We start from the raw sequence: 20,453 nt of genomic DNA on the forward strand, positions 1-20,453 counted from the left end.
ACCCATTTCCAATTCTGAATAAAAATGTCTCAGTAGGATGAGCTTTTATCCCACCAAAGCTTGAAGGGTGGGCAATGCCCACCCTTCAAGAATATTACCAATTACTTATTCCCAGCGACTTCCTATTTGCCCGTTTTAGGCTTGAGTGCAAGTAACACCTCAACTTGACCCGTTGATGCGTCTGGTTGAGTAACCGTCAAACCAATACCATGCATGGAATTCAGAATTGCAGTGGTTTCAGGCGTGATGGAACTCTTTTGTGCTGGAGGTAGTTGGCGATTCACTAAAGACATGGTTTTGTCCATGTCGAGGTAAAAATAGCCTGCGTTTGGCTTCTGCAAAGACCCCGTGACCGTTTTAAAAGATGTGCTATTGTCCAAAGGCTGGCTGGGCTTGTTTGCCATGACATCGGCGATGGGACCACCAATCGCCACATACATCGTGTTTTCATCTATCCAACCATGCCCTAAGAAAGCGCCTTGTTGCGGCATTTGCCATTCGGTAACGGTTTTACCCTGAATTTTTCTAGGCGCTACGGTGATTGAGTTTCCTTTAGCGATCGCATCCAATTTGTTGAAAGTGGCTTCAGCCGTTTTGCGATCGCTGGTTTGAAATACCAAAGCTCCACCAAATCCAACGGGTGCTAAGATTCCCTTGGTCGATGGAATCGCCGCCAGAGCAAATTCCCCATCCATCCATCCGAAGATATCTTTATCCAGGTCAAGATTGACGAGTTTGAGTTGCTGTCTTGCTATGTCAAACCCTTGCTGGACTTGGGGATCGGCTTTGGATTGTTCGACAACTGTTGCCCAAGTTTGGCTGATTCCATTTCCAGCAATGAGGGCAATTGTCTCAGCCGGAAGTTGAGATGCGACTTTGCCGGGAGAAGCTTTGTACTGAACTTTCATCACCGAGGGATCTACCTTTGCGATCGCCTTCATTCTCACACCGGCATTATCAATCCCAACACCCATCACCACTGACTGCACAGCCTTTAACTGCTTTAGGGTTTCTGGAGGAAGCGGGGGCGTATTCGGATTGTTTGCCAGTGCTTGCTGCACCGTCCCCGCATAATCGGGGATATAGAATTGAGCGATAGAGTTTTGTACGTCTACACCCTTAGTCAGAAGGCTGGCTGCACCTGCTTTGCTAGCAAATGAAGGTTGTCCTTTAAAGGTATCAATGGCGAGTTGCACCGCTTCTTTTTCATCAGACATCACTAAATGACTGTCTAACAAAGCCGTGTAGGTTTTGCCACTTTTATCTGTGGTTTCCTCTATCGTGATGCCTTTGTAATCTATTTGTTTGGTTCCAGCTTTCTTGGCTTTCAGCTTATTTGCAAAACTTAAAGCACTTACTTTGTCTTTGACGCCAACCACCATCAACATCCGGACTTCCGGTGACGATTTGGGGGGTGTCGCTTGTGCCGGTTTTACAGTCGGTGATGGCAGAACGGCAAACATCACGCTACCCAGCCAAGGCTTAACATCTTTTTCATAATTGATGTTGGATTCAGTCAACATCTCTTTGTTGAAATCCTTCAGCCCTTTATCAACCAATTTTTGGGCTTCCGGAGTCCCAAACTGTTGCAATTGCGCCCAGTTTTTCGGATCGGTGGAGACAAAACCCGCCATTAATGCTTCATCTGGCACTACTTTGGCACTTGCAAGAGGGCTGGTTGCATCGCTAAAAGCACCCTTCAAGTAAAGATAAGTACCGATGCCTCCCGCTACTACAACGGCAGTGCCAACAATAATAGGAACTATACGATTTGGTCTTCTTTCAGACATTTAAATTTTTCCTTAGATTATTACTGCTTGTGATTGTTATCGATACATCCACAAATGGCATTGTGGATTTTGCGGATTTAGCGGGAATCGCTGTAAGGAAAATTCGTAATTTTGCTTAGTCATGATTCCTACTAAAAGGATTGTTATTGGAATACTTCAACCTGATTTGGATAAACTCCGCAAACCAGAAATATGAAGTTTAAATACAAAAATCGCCTGCTGATACGAAGTGAGAGGTTTCGCGTCAGATAAGGCTAAGCGATCGCGCTCTAAAATTCTTTCAACAATAAATTCCCTCTCCTCTTTCACTTAGTAGGGGCGTGTTTATGCCCCTACTAAATGTCGCAATGCCTCGATATTTTCTGTGACTGTATGAAACCACCTTGGCTCTCGAAAAGCGGAGAGGGAGCTGGGGGCAAGGTTCCGGTTGTGTTGAAATCCATTGAGAGCCGTTCTATATCTGGTGATGGCAGTTAGACTAAAAGCGGAAACAGATAGAGTTTTAAGTAGGGATGGATGCTGTGGAAGTGACACAGGCAGTCAAGCAGCGGGTACAGGAACTGCGACAGTTGTTGGACAAAGCTAGTTATGCCTACTATGTCCAGGATGCTCCCATCATGGAGGATGCCATCTATGACCGGCTGTATCGGGAACTGCAAGACTTAGAAGCCCAGTATCCAGAACTGGTAACACCGGACAGCATCACTCAGCGCGTGGGTGAGAAACCGGCAACTCAGTTTTCCTCGGTGCGGCACAATATCCCTCTCTATAGTTTGGAAAATGCCTTTAATATTCAGGAATTTGCCAAATGGCAGGAACGCTGGCGGCGACAAGTCCCCGAACTCAATGCTTTTGAATATGTCGCGGAGTTGAAAATTGATGGTTCTGCGATCGCTCTCACCTATGAAAATGGCATTTTGGTGAGAGGGACGACGCGGGGGGATGGCATCGCGGGGGAAGATATTACTCAGAATGTGCGGACAATTCGCGCTATTCCCTTGCGATTGAATTTAGAAAGCCCTCCCACTCACGTAGAAGTTCGCGGCGAGGCGTTTTTAGGCTTAGATGTGTTTAAGCAAATTAATCAGGAACGGCAGCAAGCTGGCGAGCAGTTATTTGCCAATCCTCGCAATGCAGCGGCGGGAACCTTGCGGCAATTAGACTCTCGGATTGTGGCAAAGCGGCGGCTAGATTTCTTTGCCTATACGTTGCAAATTCCTGGGAAGCATGATGCCGAGGTTGCCCGAACTCAGTGGGAATCGTTGGAATTGCTGCAACAAATGGGATTTAAGGTGAATCCCAATCGCAAGCTTTGCCAGTCTTTAGAAGATGTTCGGGATTATTATGACGAGTGGAATACGGGGCGATTAAATCTACCCTATATGACCGATGGGGTCGTCGTGAAGCTCAATTCGATTCCGCTTCAGGAACAGTTGGGATTTACGCAAAAGTTTCCCCGTTGGGCAGTGGCGCTGAAATACGCGGCGGAAGAGGCACCAACGCGAGTGGAAAATATTTCTATCAATGTGGGGCGAACGGGGGCGCTGACGCCGTTGGCAGAGTTGCAGCCAGTGCAATTAGCTGGGACAACTGTACAAAGAGCCACATTGCACAATATTGATTATGTGCGATCGCTTGATATTCGGATTGGCGATACGGTGATTATCCACAAAGCCGGGGAAATCATTCCCGAAGTGGTGCGCGTACTGCCAGAACTCCGCCCAGAGGGAACTCAACCCTTCCAAATGCCCACCTGTTGCCCGGTGTGCAATCAGCCAGTGGTAAAACCTGTTGATGAGGCGGTAACGCGCTGCGTGAATGCTTCTTGTCCCGCCATTCTCAAAGGGGCGCTGGTTCACTGGGCAAGCCGTAATGCACTGGATATTAACGGCATGGGCGAAAAATTAATGCACCAGTTGGTGGATAAAGGAGTGGTGAATTCGGTTGCAGATTTATACGATTTAACCGCTGATAGGTTGGGAACTTTGGAACGGATGGGTAAGAAGTTAGCCCAGAAATTGGTGGATGCGATCGCGCACTCAAAAACTCAGCCTTGGTCGCGGGTATTATACGGTTTGGGGATTCGTCACGTCGGCAGTGTCAATGCCCAAACTTTAACTCAAAAATTCACCACCGTTGAGCAACTCGCTACGGCATCCGCAGCGAATATTGAAGCAGTGTACGGCATTGGCCCAGAAATTGCCCACGCTGTTTACGACTGGTTTCAAGTCCCGGCGAATCAGGCGTTAATTGACAGACTGAAAGCATCGGGTTTGCAACTCGCCGGTGACATAGAAGCCCCATCCACAGAAAGTAGAAGCGTTCCCTCGCCCCTACAAGGCAAAACCTTTGTGATTACTGGCACATTGCCGACTCTCAAGCGCGACGAGGCGAAAGCGTTGATTGAAAAAGCCGGTGGTAAAGTCACGGGTTCCGTTAGCGCTAAAACCGACTACTTACTGGTAGGGGAAGATGCGGGTTCCAAGTTAGAAAAGGCTGAAGCGTTGGGAATCACCCAACTGAGTGAAGCCGAACTGCTGGAAATCGTCGAAGATTAGATGTCAACAGCAAACACACAAAGGAAAGATTGTAGGAGCGTGCGGCACAAAACGTATCGCTCCTTTTCCCTTTTTATCAGAATATACCAATGCCACTTCACGCTAGTTCCGGTAGATGGCGATTAGGGCTAGCCTTATCGCTTGTAACTGTATTTTTGTGGGGAATTCTGCCCATTGCCTTGACGGTAACGCTACAGGTACTCGATGTTTACACCGTCACTTGGTTTCGCTTTTTGGTATCCTTTGGGCTGCTAGCCATTTATTTAGCCGCACGCAAGCAACTACCACCTGTCGAAAAATTGCGCTCAATGCCGCTGGGGTTGTTAGCGATCGCTATCTTATTTTTAGCAGCTAATTACATTCTTTTCCTACAAGGTTTACACCAAACTTCACCCGCTAACGCCCAAGTTCTCATTCAACTCGCTCCAGTTTTAATGGGTTTAGGAGGATTGGTTGTTTTCAAAGAACGTTATACCCTGCGTCAATGGGCGGGCTTAAGCGTCCTCACCTTAGGTTTTGCGCTGTTCTTTCACGAACAATTAGCCAACTTAATTACAGCACAAGGCAAATATTTAATCGGCTGCGGATTAATCTTTTTTGCAGCAGTAACCTGGGCGATTTATGCTTTAGCTCAGAAGCAGCTTTTGCAAAAATTACCGTCTTCAAATATTATGCTGCTGATTTATGGAGGCTGTGCGATTTTGTTTAGCCCATTTGCGGCACCTCAACCCATTCTGACGCTGAATCCTTTACATTTAGGAATGCTGCTTTTCTGTGCTTTGAATACCATCATCGCTTACGGTGCTTTTGCTGAATCTTTGGAACACTGGGAAGCATCGCGAGTAAGTGCAGTCTTAGCAACAACTCCCATTGTCACTTTAATCTCTGTATCAGCAGTTTCAAGGTTTTTACCAACCCTAATTGCCCCAGAACGCCTCACTGTTTTAGGAGTCGTAGGGGCAATTTTTGTAATATCTGGTTCGATAGCGATCGCCTTAGGGAAAGCCCGTTGAATGCATAATCAAGCGAAATAAAAAGAGCGCTCGCCCTTTTTATTCCGCTCTTTACCTCAATATCTCTTCTATGGCTTAATCAGACGCCTAGTTTGTGTTGCATGGCGATAGTTAGCCATCAGTTTTTCTCGCTGTTGATATGGATAATACATGATAGCAGCTAAGGATAAACTGGTTCCTAGTAAGGATAAAAACAGAAAGAAATTGAAGAAGCCGATATTGAATCCTGTCCCTAAGCTCATGCCGAAACCTGTTATTAAAAGTGCGCTGCCAATGGCAATCTTTTCAGGAAATCCCCTTTCTTTATAATTTTTAATTACTGCCCCATTTAGGAAGCCAATTACTAGACCTGCCAAGGTTCCCAAGGCAGTAATCGCCGCCGGTAAGAACCCTGATGACAACAAAACAACTAACATTGTCACAGTGGTCAACCAAGCTGCAATCTTTATGCCTAGCACAGTTCTGATGCCAACTGCTGCCAGTAGAGTTCCGGCGCTAAACCAAGCCAAAAATACCGCGATTACTCCAACTTCAAAAATTGCTACAGATGTCCAAGAGGTAAATTTGAATAGAATTGCGACCATCCAAGCGATCGCACCTGTCCAAAATCCAGTCATTGCTAAAGCAATTCCTAATAGCAAAGCCATTGAAATATAAGGCGGCTTTGGAGTTTCAAGCAGAGTTGTGCGAACTGTAATCGTGAGCGGGTAAGTTTCTGGGGAAGAATTGGTGTGTAATAAAATCTGACGACTATAGGTTTTATCTGCCATCAACTTATTTGTATTCACGGTGATTTTGCAATCAGCATGATTACCCTTAAATGTGGCTGGTTCAAAGGAAATCCAAGCATGAGAATTGGAATAGCGCGGATCGCTGTCGTGGGGGGCTACTTCCCAAGTCCCTTCTAGCAAAGTGTCTGGCACGGAATTATTAACCCTAACGGTTTGAGTTAATTTTTCGCCTAGTTGTGTTGTTTTTAATTCCAGAGCCAGTTGGCTAAATTTAACTTCCGGTAAACGATTAACATAAATCGGCTTGAGAGCTTCCAAAGCAGCCGTAGCATTAGGGAAACGGTCTTTTGCTTTGGGTTCGACCATTTTTGAGAGCCAATCCACAAAACGCAGGCTCAGCTTGGGAAGCAGCGGCTTGAAATTAAGGCGACCATCTTCATCAAATAAGGTGTCAATTGCCGTTGATTTTGTCCCAGTTAATAAGCAAATGAGTGTTGCGCCTAAACCATATAAATCTGTCGCTTCGTTTAGCTGGCGGTTGTATATCTGTTCGGGTGCCATAAACCCAAATGTCCCGGCGGCGACGCTGCTCATTGCCATTTCCCCACTGCCAATTCGAGCTAAGCCAAAATCCACCAGATAAACATTTAGTTGTTCGTCTACGAGGATATTTTCAGGTTTAATATCCCGATGAATTACAGATGGAATCCGATTTTGTAAATAAACAAGAATTTCTAGGACAGAAGCAGCAATTTTCTGGATGTCATCCGGGTCAAAACTGCGCGGAGAGGATAAAGGCAGGGCGTCTTTATGCTCCTGCACCATACAAAAGCCAGATGGGGTTTCAAAAGAATCGAGATAACGGGGAATTCCCGGATGATCGAGTCCTCGCAAGACTTGAATCTCGCGCTCGTAAGCTTTAAAACCCGACCATTCAGACCCAACTTGGGCAAATAGAAATCGCTTCAGGATGACTGACTGTTCTGTGACGTTATCCTTTGCCAGATAAGTGATGCGACCCCCGGCGCGATTGCGCCCAAGTTCTCGAAGGGTCTGATAGCGGGGACGGGGACTCGAAGTGTGTGAGGAGTTGCTCATGACAGCAAACAATGCAGGTAGATGGCGTCTATTCTAGGCGATCGCTTTCCTTGCCTTGTTCTCCTTCGCGCCCTCTGCGCCTAGAGTGGTTCAAACTTCCACCAATGCTAACTCCTCTTGTTCAACCTCCTGCCAAGTAGAATTAGCCAGTCGTTCAATCGCCCGATCGATCGTCTCCAACCCCTGCTCAAGGTTTTCGATCACCGCTAGATGTCCGCGCAACTCCGCAGCACCGGCAAAACCCTTGGCATACCAAGTCATGTGTTTTCGTGCCTGCCGAATGCCGCGATCGCCTTTATATTCCCACAAAGCTTGCAGATGTTCTTTGGCACATTCCAACCGTTGTATCGGCGTTGGTGGCGTCTTTTCTTGCCCAGTTTTTAGGAAATAGTCAATTTCTCCCACTAAAAAGGGATAACCCAGAGTTCCCCGCGAACACATCACCCCATCTGCGCCGGTTTGTTCCAAACACTTCACCGCCGCTTCCACGGAAAACATATCGCCATTGGCAATCACTGGAATCGAGAGAATTTCCTTCACTTTCCCAATCCACTCCCACTTGGCAGGACCAGTGTAACCTTGGGAACGGGTGCGACCGTGGACTGTAATCATTTGCGCCCCCGCATCTTCCATCCGTTTGGCAAAGTCCAGAATATTAATTTCCTTATCTGTCCAACCGATGCGGGTTTTCACCGTCACCGGCACATTCACCGCCTTCACGACCGCCCGGACAATTGCCTCAGCGACCTCTGGTTGCCGCAACAACGAAGAACCGCCACCATTTTTGGTAATTTTGTTGACCGGGCATCCCATGTTGATATCAACCGTATCAGCGCCCTCTTCCACAGCCATTACAGCCGCTTCTGCCAAGAAATCGGGGCGACAGTCAAACAACTGAATGCTAATCGGTCTTTCGTTCGGATCTACCTCCATAATCTTGGGGAGTTCCTTCACGTAATGGAGTCCCGTCGCGTTCACCATCTCGGTGTACATCATCGAGTCAGGTGCATGGCGACGCACCAAGCGACGAAACACCATATCGGTAACGCCAGAGAGGGGCGATTGTAAAACCCGGCTTCTGACTTCAAAAGAGCCAATTTTCAGCGGTGTCGAGAGTCGGGATTGCAGAGTAGGAGAAAGAGTAACCATAGGTTTTATCGCGGTCAACCGGGCTTTTTCATTTTACGAGCGATCGCTGTTGAACCATTTGAGCTTCATGGCGATCGCCCCTATCTTTATTGTGAATCGCGATCGCTCACGATAACGGCACCTGAGGGCGACTGGCATCTGAAGTTGCTTCCTCATCCCATCGGTTGCCCAGTGTTGCTAAGCGATCGCGGTACTCGATGCGGCTTACCCAATCTTCGGGCCATGCTGCCATCCCTAAATAGGCTCCGGCGAAAGCACCCGTGAGGCAGGCGATAGAGTCTGAATCGCCTGCGGTGAGTGCCGCACGCCGGAGCGCCGCTACTGGCTCTTCAGGAAACAGTAGAAAGCACAGTAGACCTGTGGCAAAGGCTTCTTCTGCGATCCATCCTTCCCCCGTTGCTAAACAGGGGTCTGCATCCCGGTTCGGTTCTGCCAAGGCGGCATCCAGACGATCAAGGATGGACAAACATTCATCCCAGCCACGACTGATAAATTCCTCTGGTGTATTGATAGAGGGACGTTGCCAGAGCAACCCCAGCCAGTTGGCATGGTAGATCGAGCGTTGCTCCTCAGCATAGGCGCGAAGTCGAGAAGGTAGCCCTTTGGGATCGCCACCCGCTACCAGGTCAGCGATCGCTCTAGCAGTTAAATCTGAGGCGGCAAGAGCGGTGGGGTGCCCGTGGGTCAAAGCTGCCTGGAACTGAGCGATCGCGGCGCGGGTCGTTTCGTTCAAATTCTTGACGAGTCCCACGGGTGCCACCCGCATATTGGCTCCACAACCCTTTGAGTTTGCCACCGTTGCCTGCTGCCACGGCAGGTCAGTCGCCAAGTTAGCGCAGGCATTTAGACAAGTTCTTCCCGGTGCCCGGTTATTGTCGGGGCTGCACCACCAGTCGATAAAGGCGCGGCGCAGAGGCGGCTCTAAGTTGTCAGCGAGAAAAGGCGACGTTACTTCTAGGAGTGCCTCTCCAACCGCTAAAGTCATCTGCGTGTCATCTGTAACGCAAGCCGGATTGCCCATTGGTTGCTGCGGCCCTTGGGGTGGGAAGCGGCGCAGGATCTCCTCAACATTGAGAAACTCAGTTACGGCACCAAGCGCGTCACCAAAAGCTAAACCAAACAGGCATCCAGAAGCACGGCCCATAGCTAGTACAACTCTTCTTTTTTAGAAATTCCGAACGATGGCTCGAAAATCGCATCCTTTGTAATACATATAATACAAGCTTTGAGAACGAACTAATCGTGAATGATTTAGGTGGTGTTGGTAGAGAGTCCAATGAGCTAATCGCGATCGCGTTGAATTCCTCTAGACGGCAAATACACCTATTTAATTACGGCTTGCCCCCATACCTAAAGCCCCTGATTTCCTTACAGTAGACACAGTGAAAGCAATCAGCAGATGTTAAGTGATTGAGCCAAAGGGGATGCCTCCTGAAGGTTAACCGTCCTTCCTCAGGTTCGGAAAACCCCACAACACCAGAGTGGCTAATCCCGCACACTATATAGATCGGTACGCACGCACCAATGGTTATTAAATCTGGAAAGAGCTGCTGATTTAACCCGGTTGGTTCAATTTGTAGTTCCGTATCCGCCCTCAAAAGTTTTTGTAGTTATTAGGAAGCCGAAATACCCCTATGGCAAAAGTAGTTGGAATTGACTTAGGTACGACAAACTCCTGCGTAGCAGTGATGGAAGGTGGTAAACCCACCGTGATCGCTAACGCAGAAGGTTTTCGGACAACCCCCTCTGTCGTAGCATTTGCCAAAAATGGCGATCGCTTAGTGGGTCAAATCGCCAAGCGTCAATCGGTGATGAACCCCGAAAACACCTTCTATTCGGTAAAGCGTTTTATCGGACGCAAGTTTGAAGAAATCACCCACGAAGCCACCGAAGTTTCTTACAAAGTGCTGCGCGATAGCAACGGCAACGTTAAGCTAGACTGCCCCGCTCAGAGCAAGCAGTTTGCACCAGAAGAAATTTCTGCCCAAGTGCTTCGCAAGCTGGTGGATGATGCCAGCAAGTACCTTGGAGAGACCGTTACCCAAGCTGTAATCACCGTTCCCGCTTACTTCAACGACTCCCAGCGCCAAGCTACCAAAGATGCTGGTAAGATTGCCGGGATTGATGTAATGCGGATTATCAACGAGCCGACCGCCGCTTCCTTGGCATACGGACTCGAAAGAAAGGCCAACGAAACCATTCTGGTATTTGACCTGGGTGGCGGTACCTTCGACGTATCCATCCTGGAAATGGGCGATGGCGTATTTGAAGTGTTAGCGACCTCTGGCGACACTCACCTGGGTGGTGACGACTTCGACAAGAAAATCGTTGATTACTTAGCCGAAGAATTCAGAAAATCTGAAGGCATTGACCTCCGCAAAGACCGTCAAGCCCTCCAGCGTCTCACCGAAGCCGCTGAAAAAGCCAAGATTGAGTTATCTAGCGTCACACAAGCGGAAATCAACCTGCCATTTATCACCGCTACCCAGGATGGTCCAAAGCACCTGGATATGACCCTGACTCGCGCTCAGTTTGAAGGACTCTGCGCTGACTTGATCGATCGCTGCCGCATTCCTGTGGAGAACGCCCTGCGCGACGCCAAGCAAGACAAGAGTGCAATTAATGAAGTCGTGCTGGTCGGTGGTTCTACCCGGATTCCTGCCGTACAAGAACTGGTGAAGCGGGTTTTGGGCAAAGAACCCAATCAAACCGTCAACCCGGATGAAGTGGTAGCTATCGGTGCCGCAATTCAAGCCGGTGTCCTCACAGGTGAAGCTGGAACTGAAGGACTGTTGCTACTCGACGTTACCCCGCTGTCTTTGGGTGTGGAAACCCTCGGTGGCGTGATGACCAAGATTATCCCCCGCAACACCACGATTCCTACCAAGAAGTCTGAGGTCTTCTCTACTGCTGTAGATAATCAGACCAACGTAGAAATCAAGATTCTGCAAGGCGAACGGGAGATGGCGGCGAACAACAAAGAGTTGGGGATCTTCCGTCTGGATGGAATTCCTCTGGCTCCTCGTGGAATGCCACAAATTGAAGTTACCTTCGATATTGACGCCAACGGTATCCTGAACGTCACCGCTAAGGATCGCGGTACTGGTAAAGAGCAATCAATCAGCATCACGGGTGCTTCCACCCTGCCCCAAAACGAAGTGGAGCGGATGGTTAAGGAAGCCGAACAAAATGCCTCCACTGACCGGGAGCGTCGTGAGAAGATTGACCGCAAGAACCAAGCTGACTCCCTCGTGTACCAAGCTGAGAAGCAAATGGCTGACTTGGGCGACAAGGTTCCCGCTGCTGACAAGAGCAAAGTCGATGGATTGGTCAAAGACCTGCGCGATGCGATCGCTAAAGAAGACGATGATCGCATCAAGACGCTCACCACAGAGCTACAGCAGGCTCTCTACACCATCGGCACGAACATCTATCAACAAGCAGGCGGCGCAGGTGCAGCTCCTGGCGATGGCACCGGCACCCCTGGTGGTGGTGGTTCCAGTCAGTCCACTGGTACTGGGGATGATGTAATTGATGCTGATTTTACGGAAAGCAAGTAATTAGCTAAGTGCTAAGTGCTAAGTGCTAATTGCTAATAAGGGTTGATGAATTGCTTCTGGGCGCTCATCAGCCCTTTTTTTGACAAAAAGACGCAGGGTTACTTTCTGCTTGTGTCAAAAAGACCCGCTTCTGCGGAGCGGGTCTAGTCTAAGATGCTAGGTTTCGTGTCTCAACCCAGCCTACTACTGCTTTGCGTCAACTTTTGCGTTAGCGAAGCGGCGCGACAGCGCTACCTTTGCGTTTAAAACAGATAAAATTATCTGTACTATTCCACGGGGAAGGCACCAGGTTGTACTTGGACAGTTTCAGTCCGACCGCTACGGTTGACCTCTACTTCTAATCTGGAGCCGACGCTACTCGCTTCTACCCGTTCTTGCACTTGATCGGCACTTGCGACCGCTTGACCGCCAACTTTCTGGATCACATCTCCTGCACGCAAGCCAGCGCGTTCTGCGGGTGAGTTTTTGACCACCCGAACGATGACAACGCCTTTATCCTGCGTAACTTTGAAGCCTGCCTCATTGTCTTTGTTAATGTCGTCTTTTAGTTCCGGCGTCAGCGTTACCATTTGAATTCCCATGTAGGGATGCTCGACGCGACCTTTGCTAAATAGCTGATTGGCGACTCGTTCGGCGGTTTCAATCGGGATGGCAAAACCGAGTCCTTGAGCATTCGCGCGAATGGCTGTATTAATCCCAATCACTTCACCCCTGGCATTTAACAAGGGGCCACCAGAGTTACCGGGGTTGATAGCGGCATCGGTTTGGATAAATCTGACTCGCTTATCCGGGACACCTACCTGCGAACTGGAGCGACCCGTCGCGCTGACGATACCCACCGTCACCGTGTTATCTAGACCGAGGGGATTGCCAATTGCGATCGCCCACTGTCCCGGTATTAAGTTATTCGAGTCTCCCAAGCGTACCGTCGGCAACTTTGTCGCATCAATTTTGACAACTGCCACATCCGTAACCGGATCGGCTCCCACCACTCGACCTTCCATCGTCCGACCATCTTTGAGCGTCACCTTGACCTTATCTGACCCCGCGACAACGTGGGCATTTGTCATTAAGCGACCATCAGCACTGAGAATGAAGCCAGATCCGGTACCTCGTTCCACCCGTTCTTCCGGAACCGGCGTTTCGTTCCCAAAAAATCGTCGGAAAAACGGGCTTCTGAAAGTATCTGGAATGTCCTGCGATACGGTACGAGCCGCATCAATTCGCACGACAGCAGGGCCAACTTTTTCGGCTGCTTCGGCAATAAAATTCAGGTTCTCTTGGGGAGCGCGATTCTGGGGCGGGGAGATTTGCTGTAGCGCGGCTGGAATCGCTGATGGGATTCTGCCTTCGACACTGGGGTTGTCTGCTGCGAAATGGCGACTGGCATATATTCCTGCACCACCGCCGATAGCCAGCAAAGCTAGATAAGTGGTCAGCTGTTTGACAAGTAAACTCATGGTCTTTGGGCTGAAGGACAGCAATACAGGTAATAATTCCACTCTAATCAAAAAATGCTGTGGATGAGCAGCATTTGGGTAGAGTTTTAACTGGGTTTCAAGATATTGGGGTGCCCAAGAGGAGGCACAAACAGCGCATCAGAGTGCATACGCGATCGCTTGGTCTGTCAAGTTGGCGTTACCACTACTCAAGGATAAAGCCAACACTGGACACACCCGATTCCCTGGGCTAAGACAGTGTAAACACTGTCCGTACATCTACTTACCTTGTCAGCCATGCAACTCCAGAAAATCAGCCTTGCCGGGGTGCAAAGCCTTGTACCCTTACTGATTACTTTTGTGGCGACTGTCTTAACCCCTTTCCCAGGGAAGACGGCTGAAATTTTCCCTGGCTCTCAGATGTTGGCACAAACTCCAGAGGCTCCAGCGACCGTCAATCCGCTCAATATCGAACAAATTCGACAAGTTGCTAAGGAACACAACGCCACACTGGTTGAATACTCAATTAATTACGAGACGTTCCCCGTTCAAGGAAAAGAACAAACCCAGGAATCAGAACTGCTGATTTGGGTGGTTCAACCCACAGGTGAAATCACCTTACGACGGGTTGACCTGAGACCGTTGTGGCAGAAGCAAAATACCTCTCTCTCAGAGTTGGTGAGTAGTAGTCGTGCGGCGATGGGGATTGGGAGTGCTGCAAATAAGAGTGGCATCTTCGTAACGACAAAACAGGACAATCGCCCAAGCAAGCAGTTACAGCAACTTCATCAGCTGCTCGTTGAGCCGATTGCCGAATTGTTGCCAAAAGCTCCGAACGCTCGTGTCGCCTTTATCCCGCAAAAATCTCTGTTTCTGCTTCCCTTCGCAGCGCTGCAAGATAAACAAGGCAAATACCTGATCGAGCGACACGCAATTTTTACCGCTCCCTCAATTCAGGCGCTGGCTTTACTTTACAAGCATCGACAGCGAATCCAAGGGATTGCCAAGGATGTGCTGGTGGTGGGGAATCCGACGATGCCCCGCGTTCCTCCCAAGATAGGACAAAAGCCGGTGTTGTTACAGCAACTGCCCGGAGCGGAACAGGAAGCAAACGCGATCGCGAATCTCTTCAATACCCAAGCGCTTACCGGCGACGCAGCAACTGAGACCGCGATTGTGCAGCAAATGCCCCAAGCGCGAATTATTCATCTCGCAACGACTGGGTTAATCGATGAGGAGGAGGCATTGAGAAATGCGATCGCTTTGGCTCCCTCTAACACCGATGATGGGTTGCTGACAGCAGAAGAAATCCTGAATTTGAAGCTAAACGCTGAGTTAGTTGTCCTGAGCGCCTGTGATGCGGGTTTGGGTCGCATTACCGAAGATGGCGTGATTGGGCTAACGCGCTCTTTTCTAGCAGCGGGAGTTCCCAGCGCGATCGCTCCCCTAGGGTTGATATCGGATGAGCCGACTGCCTTTCTAATGACCGAGTTTTATAAAAATCTGCAATCGAATCCCGATAAAGCAGTTGCACTGCAAAACGCCATGCTAGCGACGATGAAACAGCACCCCAACCCAATAAACTGGGCGGCTTTCATCCTCATCGGCGAACCGTAGAGACAGCGCCTCTGTGCCTATCTTCATCCCAGCTATTTGACAACTCAGTTCATTTACCTAGCCAACTATGCATTCTCGTAGAATCAGTCTAATCGCCTTCATCGCCTTTGTTGCCTCCGTCTCGGCACCTTTAGCTGCCAATTTTCCAGCACCTTTAAGAGCGCCACGGGTGTTAGCTCAAACCCAAGCTGACCGGAAAGCGAAAGCCGACCGACTGCTAGATCAAGGGATTCACCAGTATCAGATCGGTCAATTTGAGGCAGCATTACAGTCTTGGCAACAGGCACTGATTATCTATCGAGAAATTAAAGACCGCGAGGGTGAGGGAGCAGCACTGGGAAATCTAGGAGTTGCTTACGATTCCCTGGGGGACTATGCCAAGGCCATTGAGTACCAACAGCAGCATTTGGCGATCGCGCGGGAGATTAAAGACCGCCAGGGTGAGGGGAAAGCTCTGGGAAATCTGGGAGTTGCTTACGATTCCCTGGGGGACTATGCCAAGGCCATTGAGTACCAACAGCAGCATTTGGCGATCGCGCGGGAGATTAAAGACCGCCAAAGTGAGGGAGCAGCTCTGGGAAATCTGGGAGTTGCTTACCTTAACCTGGGGGACTATGCCAAGGCGATTGAGTACCAACAACAGCATTTGGCGAGCGCACGGGAGATTAAAGACCGCCAAATTGAGGGGACAGCACTGGGAAATCTGGGAGTTGCTTACCGTTCCCTGGGGGACTATGCCAAGGCCATTGAGTACCAACAGCAGCATTTGGCGATCGCGCGGGAGATTAAAGACCGCCAGGGTGAGGGGAAAGCTCTGGGAAATCTGGGACTTGCTTACCTTGACCTGAGGGACTATGCCAAGGCGATTGAGTACTCCCAGCAGGTGTTGGCGATCGCGCGGGAGATTAAAGACCGCCAGGGTGAGGGGAAAGCTCTGGGAAATCTGGGACTTGCTTACCTTGACCTGAGGGACTATGCCAAGGCGATTGAGTACTCCCAGCAGGTGTTGGCGATCGCACGGGAGATTAAAGACCGCCAAAGTGAGGGGACAGCTCTGGAAAATCTGGGAGTTGCTCTCTACAAATCTGGCAATCTTGCGGCAGCAGAGAAAACTCTAATCGATGGAATGGAGGTTAGGGAATCTCTCCGAGAAAGATTAGGCAGCGACGATGCCAATAAAGTTTCAATTTTCGAGCAGCAAGTTCGCACCTATCGCACTTTACAACAAGTCCTGATTGCTCAGAATAAGACCGATGCAGCACTGGAAATTGCCGAACGGGGTCGGGCACGGGCGTTTGTGGAGTTGCTGTCGAGGCGATTATCCCCGAACTCTGTAGAGACGTTACCGGCAAAGTATCTACAGCCGACAATTTCACAGATTCAACAAATTGCCAAAACTCAAAATGCCACCCTCGTTCAATATTCGATTATTTACAATGAGTTCAAAGTTCAAGGTAAACAACAAACCAAGGAATCAGAACTTTTTATTTGGATTATCAAACCCACAGGTGAAGTGACATTTGGTCGCAGTGACCTCAAACCCTTGTGGCAAAAAGAGAATTCTTCTCTACAAAACCTTGTTACCAACACCCGTCAATCAATGGGCGTAAGGGGACGTGGTGGCATTGAAGTAGCGCTAATAGAGGAAGAAAGGCCAACTAAAAGATTACAGCATCTGCATCAATTACTGATAGAACCGATTGCCAAAGAGCTGCCAACCGATCCGAATGCTCGTGTAATTTTTATCCCTCAAACAGAACTATTCCTAGTCCCCTTCCCAGCTCTCCAAGATGCTTCTGGCAAATACCTGATTGAAAAACATACGATTCTCACGGCTCCTTCAATTCAAGTGCTGGATTTAACTCATCAGCAAAGGCAACGTGTAGAGAAGCAATCAATCGCATCTCTACAAGGGGCATTGGTAGTGGGCAATCCGACAATGCCCAAAGTGGTGCTGAACCCTGGAGAATCAGCGCAACCGTTATCTAATTTGCCGTGGGCGGAACAGGAAGCCAAAGATATTGCTAAATTACTCAAAACTCAAGCAATTACTGGTAGCCAAGCCACCAAAGTCGCGATCGCGCAAGCATTGCCTAAAGCGCGAATCATTCATCTAGCTACTCATGGCTTACTAGATGATTACCGGGGATTGGGAAGTGCGATCGCTCTCGCTCCATCTAACCAGAATGATGGGTTGCTCACTGCTGAAGAAATCCTCAATCTAAAATTGAATGCTGAATTAGTGGTTCTCAGTGCTTGCGACACCGGACGAGGACGCATTACGGGCGATGGTGTTATTGGTTTATCCCGTTCTTTAATTTCCGCTGGTGTGCCTAGCGTGGTGGTCTCTCTATGGCAAGTCCCGGATAATTCGACTGCTTTTTTGATGACGGAGTTTTATAAAAATCTTCAGCAAAAGGCTGATAAAGCTACGGCATTGCGAAATGCGATGCTGACAACCATGAAACAGCAACAATATTCAGATCCCGTGCAGTGGGCAGCATTTACTTTGATTGGCGAAGCTGAATAAGGCAATATTCATCTGAGCGCTTGACAAAGATTTGTTAGAGAATTTATTTCTAACTAATGACAAAATTTTTTCTACAACGATTAGGAAAAATAAGTGAAATCGAATCTAGTTAATTATTTTTTTGATGATTGGTCAGTAATGGATAATTGTTTTTTTATCCTTCTACCTATTCTTTATTAACCATTACCAACCTGACAAATAAAATAAGTTTCCACCCAAAGTTGACGCTAGAACTTAGGCATAGCGGTCAGTGCGATCTCGCTGACTCCCCAAGCTTCAAAAAACTGGCGATAGAGAACTTTACTGGCTGAGGTTAAGTCGCCATCCGGCTCGATGATTCCTCCTTGGAGGATTTTGCCCCCATCTGTGCGGAAATCCAACCTCAGATCGCCATTTTCATCTTGTTGAATGATAAAATTTCCGTTTGCCAAAACTTGACCAGCACGACTTAAAATAGCGCAGCGCATCGTTAACGACTTCCGATATAAATAGAACACAGTTAACCATGTCACTAATCTGTGCCGTCGTCAACATAGCTCGTTGAACACAAGATTTCAGTAATCTCAGCCTTTCATCCTGCACCACTTGAGGAAACATTGATGATGTCTCACATCAAGCGCCGTCAGTTTTTGCAATTTGCCGGATCGACGCTGGCAACTTTGGGTTTAAGCCATCTGGATGTGATGCGAAAGGGCGATCGCTATGGCAAAGCCCTCGCGCAAAGCACACCCCGCAAACTGGCGCTGCTGGTGGGAATTAACGCTTATCAAAATAGTAGCGATCGCTTAGCGGGTTGCATCACCGATGTGGAAATGCAGCAACATCTACTCATTCACCGCTTTGGCTTCAACAAGAAGGATGTCCATATCCTGACAGATGCTCAAGCCACTCGTGAAGGTATCTTGGGTGCATTTGACGAATATCTGATTGGGCAAGCGAAGCCGGGAGATGTTGTGGTGTTTCACTTCTCCGGGCACGGTTCGCGAGTAGATGACAGCCCAGAATGCGATGAAGTGGTCTTAAGACTGAGCGAAAGTTGTTTAAACAGTACCATTGTCCCTGCCGATAACTCCCTACCTTTGGTTGCCCGTCGCCGTGGGGGTATTGCATCCGATATCACAGGACACACGCTGTTTTTGCTGGCGTCAGCGGTAAAAACAGAAAACCTGACAATGGTTTTGGATAGTTGTCATGCTGGGGGCGGGAAACGGGGGAATTTGAACGTCAGGGCGCTGGATGGTGGCGTGCAAGTTAAAGTCAGCCCAGTGGAGAAAGAATATCAGCGGCAATTGCTATCGCGGGTAAATTTATCCCCGGATGAGTATATTCAGGCACGCAGGGCAGGAGTTGCCAAAGGGATCGTCATTGCTGCCGCCGATCGCAAGCAACTGGCGGCGGATCAGCGCTTCAACGGCTTTGCGGCGGGGGCATTTACTTATGTGATGACCCAGTATCTTTGGCAGCAAACCGGGGATGAACCCGTGGCGAGTGCGATCGCAAATATTGCCCGTACTACTAACCAGATTTCTTCTACGGGTCAAATTCCAGAATATGAAGCTAAGCAAAAAAGCAATGAAGAGGAACCCGCTTACTTCCTAAACCAACAGACTCTCCCAGCGGAAGCGGTAATCACCAAAGTTGAGGGAGATGGGGTGCAGTTGTGGTTGGGAGGTGTCAATTCCCAAAGCATCCCTGCCTTCGATCGAGGTGCGATTTTGACAGTGATAGACGCTCAAGGCAAGGAGCAGGGATTGGTACAGTTGGAAGCGAACTCGCGCAAAGGATTAACGGCGCGGGGCAAACTCCTAAATGCAGGAAGGGGCGGGGTTTCCTCGCCTCCGCAACTGGGAACATTGCTGCAAGAGCGAATGCGCGGGATTCCCAGTGATATGACCTTACCGATTGGTCTAGATCCATCGCTGGGTAACGACACAGCCAAGGCAGAACAAGCGCTTAAGGCAATTGTGCGCCTTGAAGTATTGCCTGTACAACAGGAAGAATATGTCGCCTACCTTTTAGGTCGCATCACACAGGAGAATCGTCAATTTCAGAGAAGCGGAAAGACTCCCAATTTAACGTCTGTGCCCGATATTGGCAGTGTCGGCTTATTTACTCCAGCACTAGAACAAATTCCTGGTTCTTTTGGTGCATCTGGTGAATCGATAGAAGCTGCTGTCGCTCGTCTTACCCCGAAATTTAAGTCACTGCTAGCAGCTCACATTGCCAAGATGATACTCAATCCCGGTTCCTCCCGGCTAAATGTAGTGGCTTCCATGAAAAGAGCGGAGGGCGAGACATTTGCAACGATTTTCCCGGTTCGCGGCGCACAAAACAGCAGCAATTCTTCAACTCAAAACTCAAAACTCCCCTTGGGGACACCGATTCAGTTTGTGGTGACGAACCAAGAAGATCGGGATCTCCACGTATCCGTTTTGGTAATCGATCCCGAAGGAGAAATGACAATCGTTTTTCCCAATACCTGGACGGTGGAAGAGAATGCGACTCTGGTAAAAGCAGGAGCAACGCTGCAAATCCCGCAAGCGGGAAAAGATAAGTTCAGATTTAAAGTTGCAAAACCCGTCGGCATGGTAGAGGTTCTGATCATAGCCAGTGGCACTCCTCTTAAGCAAGCGCTCAAGGCATTGCAGGAAGTGGCAAGGGTGCGAGGGCAAGCATCAGGGTTGCCAATGACGCTGGGTGAGGAACCAACCAAGTTAATCGACGGTTTGCTAGAAGACTTTAACCGAGGCGCTGGAGATAGTCGTGGAGGTGAAAAGACGGATGTTCGGGGGCTGGGGCTAATTAATCGTGTCGATACTCAAGAGTTGGCGGCGATGTCAATTACCTTTGAATCGGTGGAAACATAAGCATTTATCGCCATTTCAGGGTGGGGTGGGATACATCTGTAGGGGCATGACAATCAAAAAGCCCCTACCGTTAGAAGCGTAATATATTCCAGCCAACTGAA

Annotated in this window: 12 protein-coding genes; 6 read left to right on the plus strand and 6 right to left on the minus strand. The window is 48.9% G+C overall.

Translation table 11 applies throughout. The features are described from left to right. Window positions 1-122: 122 nt before the first annotated feature. On the minus strand, window positions 123-1,790 hold the full coding sequence (locus NC997_RS06060) for a DUF3352 domain-containing protein (protein ID WP_190530091.1): 1,668 nt from the start codon (window positions 1,788-1,790) through the stop codon (window positions 123-125). A gap of 512 nt (window positions 1,791-2,302) precedes the next feature. Here NC997_RS06060 and ligA point away from each other — a divergent pair. Beyond that, the gene (ligA, locus tag NC997_RS06065; protein ID WP_190530093.1) at window positions 2,303-4,348 is read left to right on the plus strand and encodes an NAD-dependent DNA ligase LigA; all 2,046 of its coding nucleotides are present in this window, start codon (window positions 2,303-2,305) and stop codon (window positions 4,346-4,348) included. A gap of 89 nt (window positions 4,349-4,437) precedes the next feature. Next, window positions 4,438-5,361 (plus strand): DMT family transporter, encoded by a 924-nt coding sequence (locus NC997_RS06070; protein ID WP_190530094.1) that lies wholly within the window; start codon window positions 4,438-4,440, stop codon window positions 5,359-5,361. Between the two features lie 68 nt (window positions 5,362-5,429). Here the strand turns inward: NC997_RS06070 and NC997_RS06075 are convergent, their stop codons facing one another. From NC997_RS06075 to NC997_RS06085, 3 genes are all read right to left on the minus strand, one after another. Continuing rightward, the gene (locus NC997_RS06075; RefSeq protein WP_190530096.1) at window positions 5,430-7,190 is read right to left on the minus strand and encodes a serine/threonine-protein kinase; all 1,761 of its coding nucleotides are present in this window, start codon (window positions 7,188-7,190) and stop codon (window positions 5,430-5,432) included. A 90-nt stretch (window positions 7,191-7,280) separates the two neighbouring features. Then, complete coding sequence (gene dusB / locus NC997_RS06080) at window positions 7,281-8,339, minus strand: tRNA dihydrouridine synthase DusB (protein WP_190530098.1); 1,059 nt, start codon at window positions 8,337-8,339, stop codon at window positions 7,281-7,283. A 106-nt stretch (window positions 8,340-8,445) separates the two neighbouring features. Continuing rightward, window positions 8,446-9,483 (minus strand): ADP-ribosylglycohydrolase family protein, encoded by a 1,038-nt coding sequence (locus NC997_RS06085; protein ID WP_190530100.1) that lies wholly within the window; start codon window positions 9,481-9,483, stop codon window positions 8,446-8,448. Between the two features lie 490 nt (window positions 9,484-9,973). On the opposite strand from NC997_RS06085, the gene dnaK reads away from it, so the two are divergent. Next, window positions 9,974-11,899 (plus strand): molecular chaperone DnaK, encoded by a 1,926-nt coding sequence (gene dnaK / locus NC997_RS06090; RefSeq protein WP_190530102.1) that lies wholly within the window; start codon window positions 9,974-9,976, stop codon window positions 11,897-11,899. Between the two features lie 266 nt (window positions 11,900-12,165). On the opposite strand, the gene NC997_RS06095 is transcribed toward dnaK, so the two are convergent. Then, window positions 12,166-13,359 carry an HhoA/HhoB/HtrA family serine endopeptidase gene (locus NC997_RS06095; RefSeq protein WP_190433498.1) on the minus strand — a complete coding sequence of 398 codons (1,194 nt, stop codon included), beginning with the start codon at window positions 13,357-13,359 and terminating at the stop codon, window positions 12,166-12,168. 276 nt (window positions 13,360-13,635) lie between these two features. Here NC997_RS06095 and NC997_RS06100 point away from each other — a divergent pair, with 276 nt between their 5' ends. Together NC997_RS06100 and NC997_RS06105 are read left to right on the plus strand one after the other, a co-directional pair. After that, the gene (locus NC997_RS06100; protein WP_190530104.1) at window positions 13,636-14,955 is read left to right on the plus strand and encodes a CHAT domain-containing protein; all 1,320 of its coding nucleotides are present in this window, start codon (window positions 13,636-13,638) and stop codon (window positions 14,953-14,955) included. Between the two features lie 67 nt (window positions 14,956-15,022). Beyond that, window positions 15,023-17,485 (plus strand): CHAT domain-containing protein, encoded by a 2,463-nt coding sequence (locus NC997_RS06105; protein ID WP_190530106.1) that lies wholly within the window; start codon window positions 15,023-15,025, stop codon window positions 17,483-17,485. A gap of 227 nt (window positions 17,486-17,712) precedes the next feature. Here the strand turns inward: NC997_RS06105 and NC997_RS06110 are convergent, their stop codons facing one another. Next, window positions 17,713-17,997: a hypothetical protein gene (locus NC997_RS06110; RefSeq protein ID WP_348225583.1), complete on the minus strand. Its 285-nt coding sequence runs from the start codon at window positions 17,995-17,997 to the stop codon at window positions 17,713-17,715. Between the two features lie 87 nt (window positions 17,998-18,084). Here NC997_RS06110 and NC997_RS06115 point away from each other — a divergent pair, with 87 nt between their 5' ends. Continuing rightward, a complete protein-coding gene (locus tag NC997_RS06115; RefSeq protein WP_242031509.1) occupies window positions 18,085-20,352 on the plus strand; it encodes a caspase family protein in 2,268 nt (755 codons plus the stop codon). The last annotated feature ends 101 nt before the right edge of the window (window positions 20,353-20,453 follow it).

It is taken from the genome of Trichocoleus sp. DQ-A2, assembly GCF_039961915.1.
Lineage (GTDB): Bacteria > Cyanobacteriota > Cyanobacteriia > Cyanobacteriales > FACHB-T130 > FACHB-T130.

What these genes read in the sequence shown, in the direction of transcription:
- NC997_RS06115 (WP_242031509.1), top strand. Translation starts at nt 18,085, where the DNA reads ATGATGTCTCACATCAAGCGCCGTCAGTTTTTGCAATTTGCCGGATCG.
- dusB (WP_190530098.1), bottom strand. Translation starts at nt 8,339, where the DNA reads ATGGTTACTCTTTCTCCTACTCTGCAATCCCGACTCTCGACACCGCTG.
- NC997_RS06105 (WP_190530106.1), top strand. Translation starts at nt 15,023, where the DNA reads ATGCATTCTCGTAGAATCAGTCTAATCGCCTTCATCGCCTTTGTTGCC.
- NC997_RS06075 (WP_190530096.1), bottom strand. Translation starts at nt 7,190, where the DNA reads ATGAGCAACTCCTCACACACTTCGAGTCCCCGTCCCCGCTATCAGACC.
- ligA (WP_190530093.1), top strand. Translation starts at nt 2,303, where the DNA reads ATGGATGCTGTGGAAGTGACACAGGCAGTCAAGCAGCGGGTACAGGAA.
- dnaK (WP_190530102.1), top strand. Translation starts at nt 9,974, where the DNA reads ATGGCAAAAGTAGTTGGAATTGACTTAGGTACGACAAACTCCTGCGTA.
- NC997_RS06070 (WP_190530094.1), top strand. Translation starts at nt 4,438, where the DNA reads ATGCCACTTCACGCTAGTTCCGGTAGATGGCGATTAGGGCTAGCCTTA.
- NC997_RS06095 (WP_190433498.1), bottom strand. Translation starts at nt 13,359, where the DNA reads ATGAGTTTACTTGTCAAACAGCTGACCACTTATCTAGCTTTGCTGGCT.
- NC997_RS06085 (WP_190530100.1), bottom strand. Translation starts at nt 9,483, where the DNA reads ATGGGCCGTGCTTCTGGATGCCTGTTTGGTTTAGCTTTTGGTGACGCG.
- NC997_RS06100 (WP_190530104.1), top strand. Translation starts at nt 13,636, where the DNA reads ATGCAACTCCAGAAAATCAGCCTTGCCGGGGTGCAAAGCCTTGTACCC.
- NC997_RS06060 (WP_190530091.1), bottom strand. Translation starts at nt 1,790, where the DNA reads ATGTCTGAAAGAAGACCAAATCGTATAGTTCCTATTATTGTTGGCACT.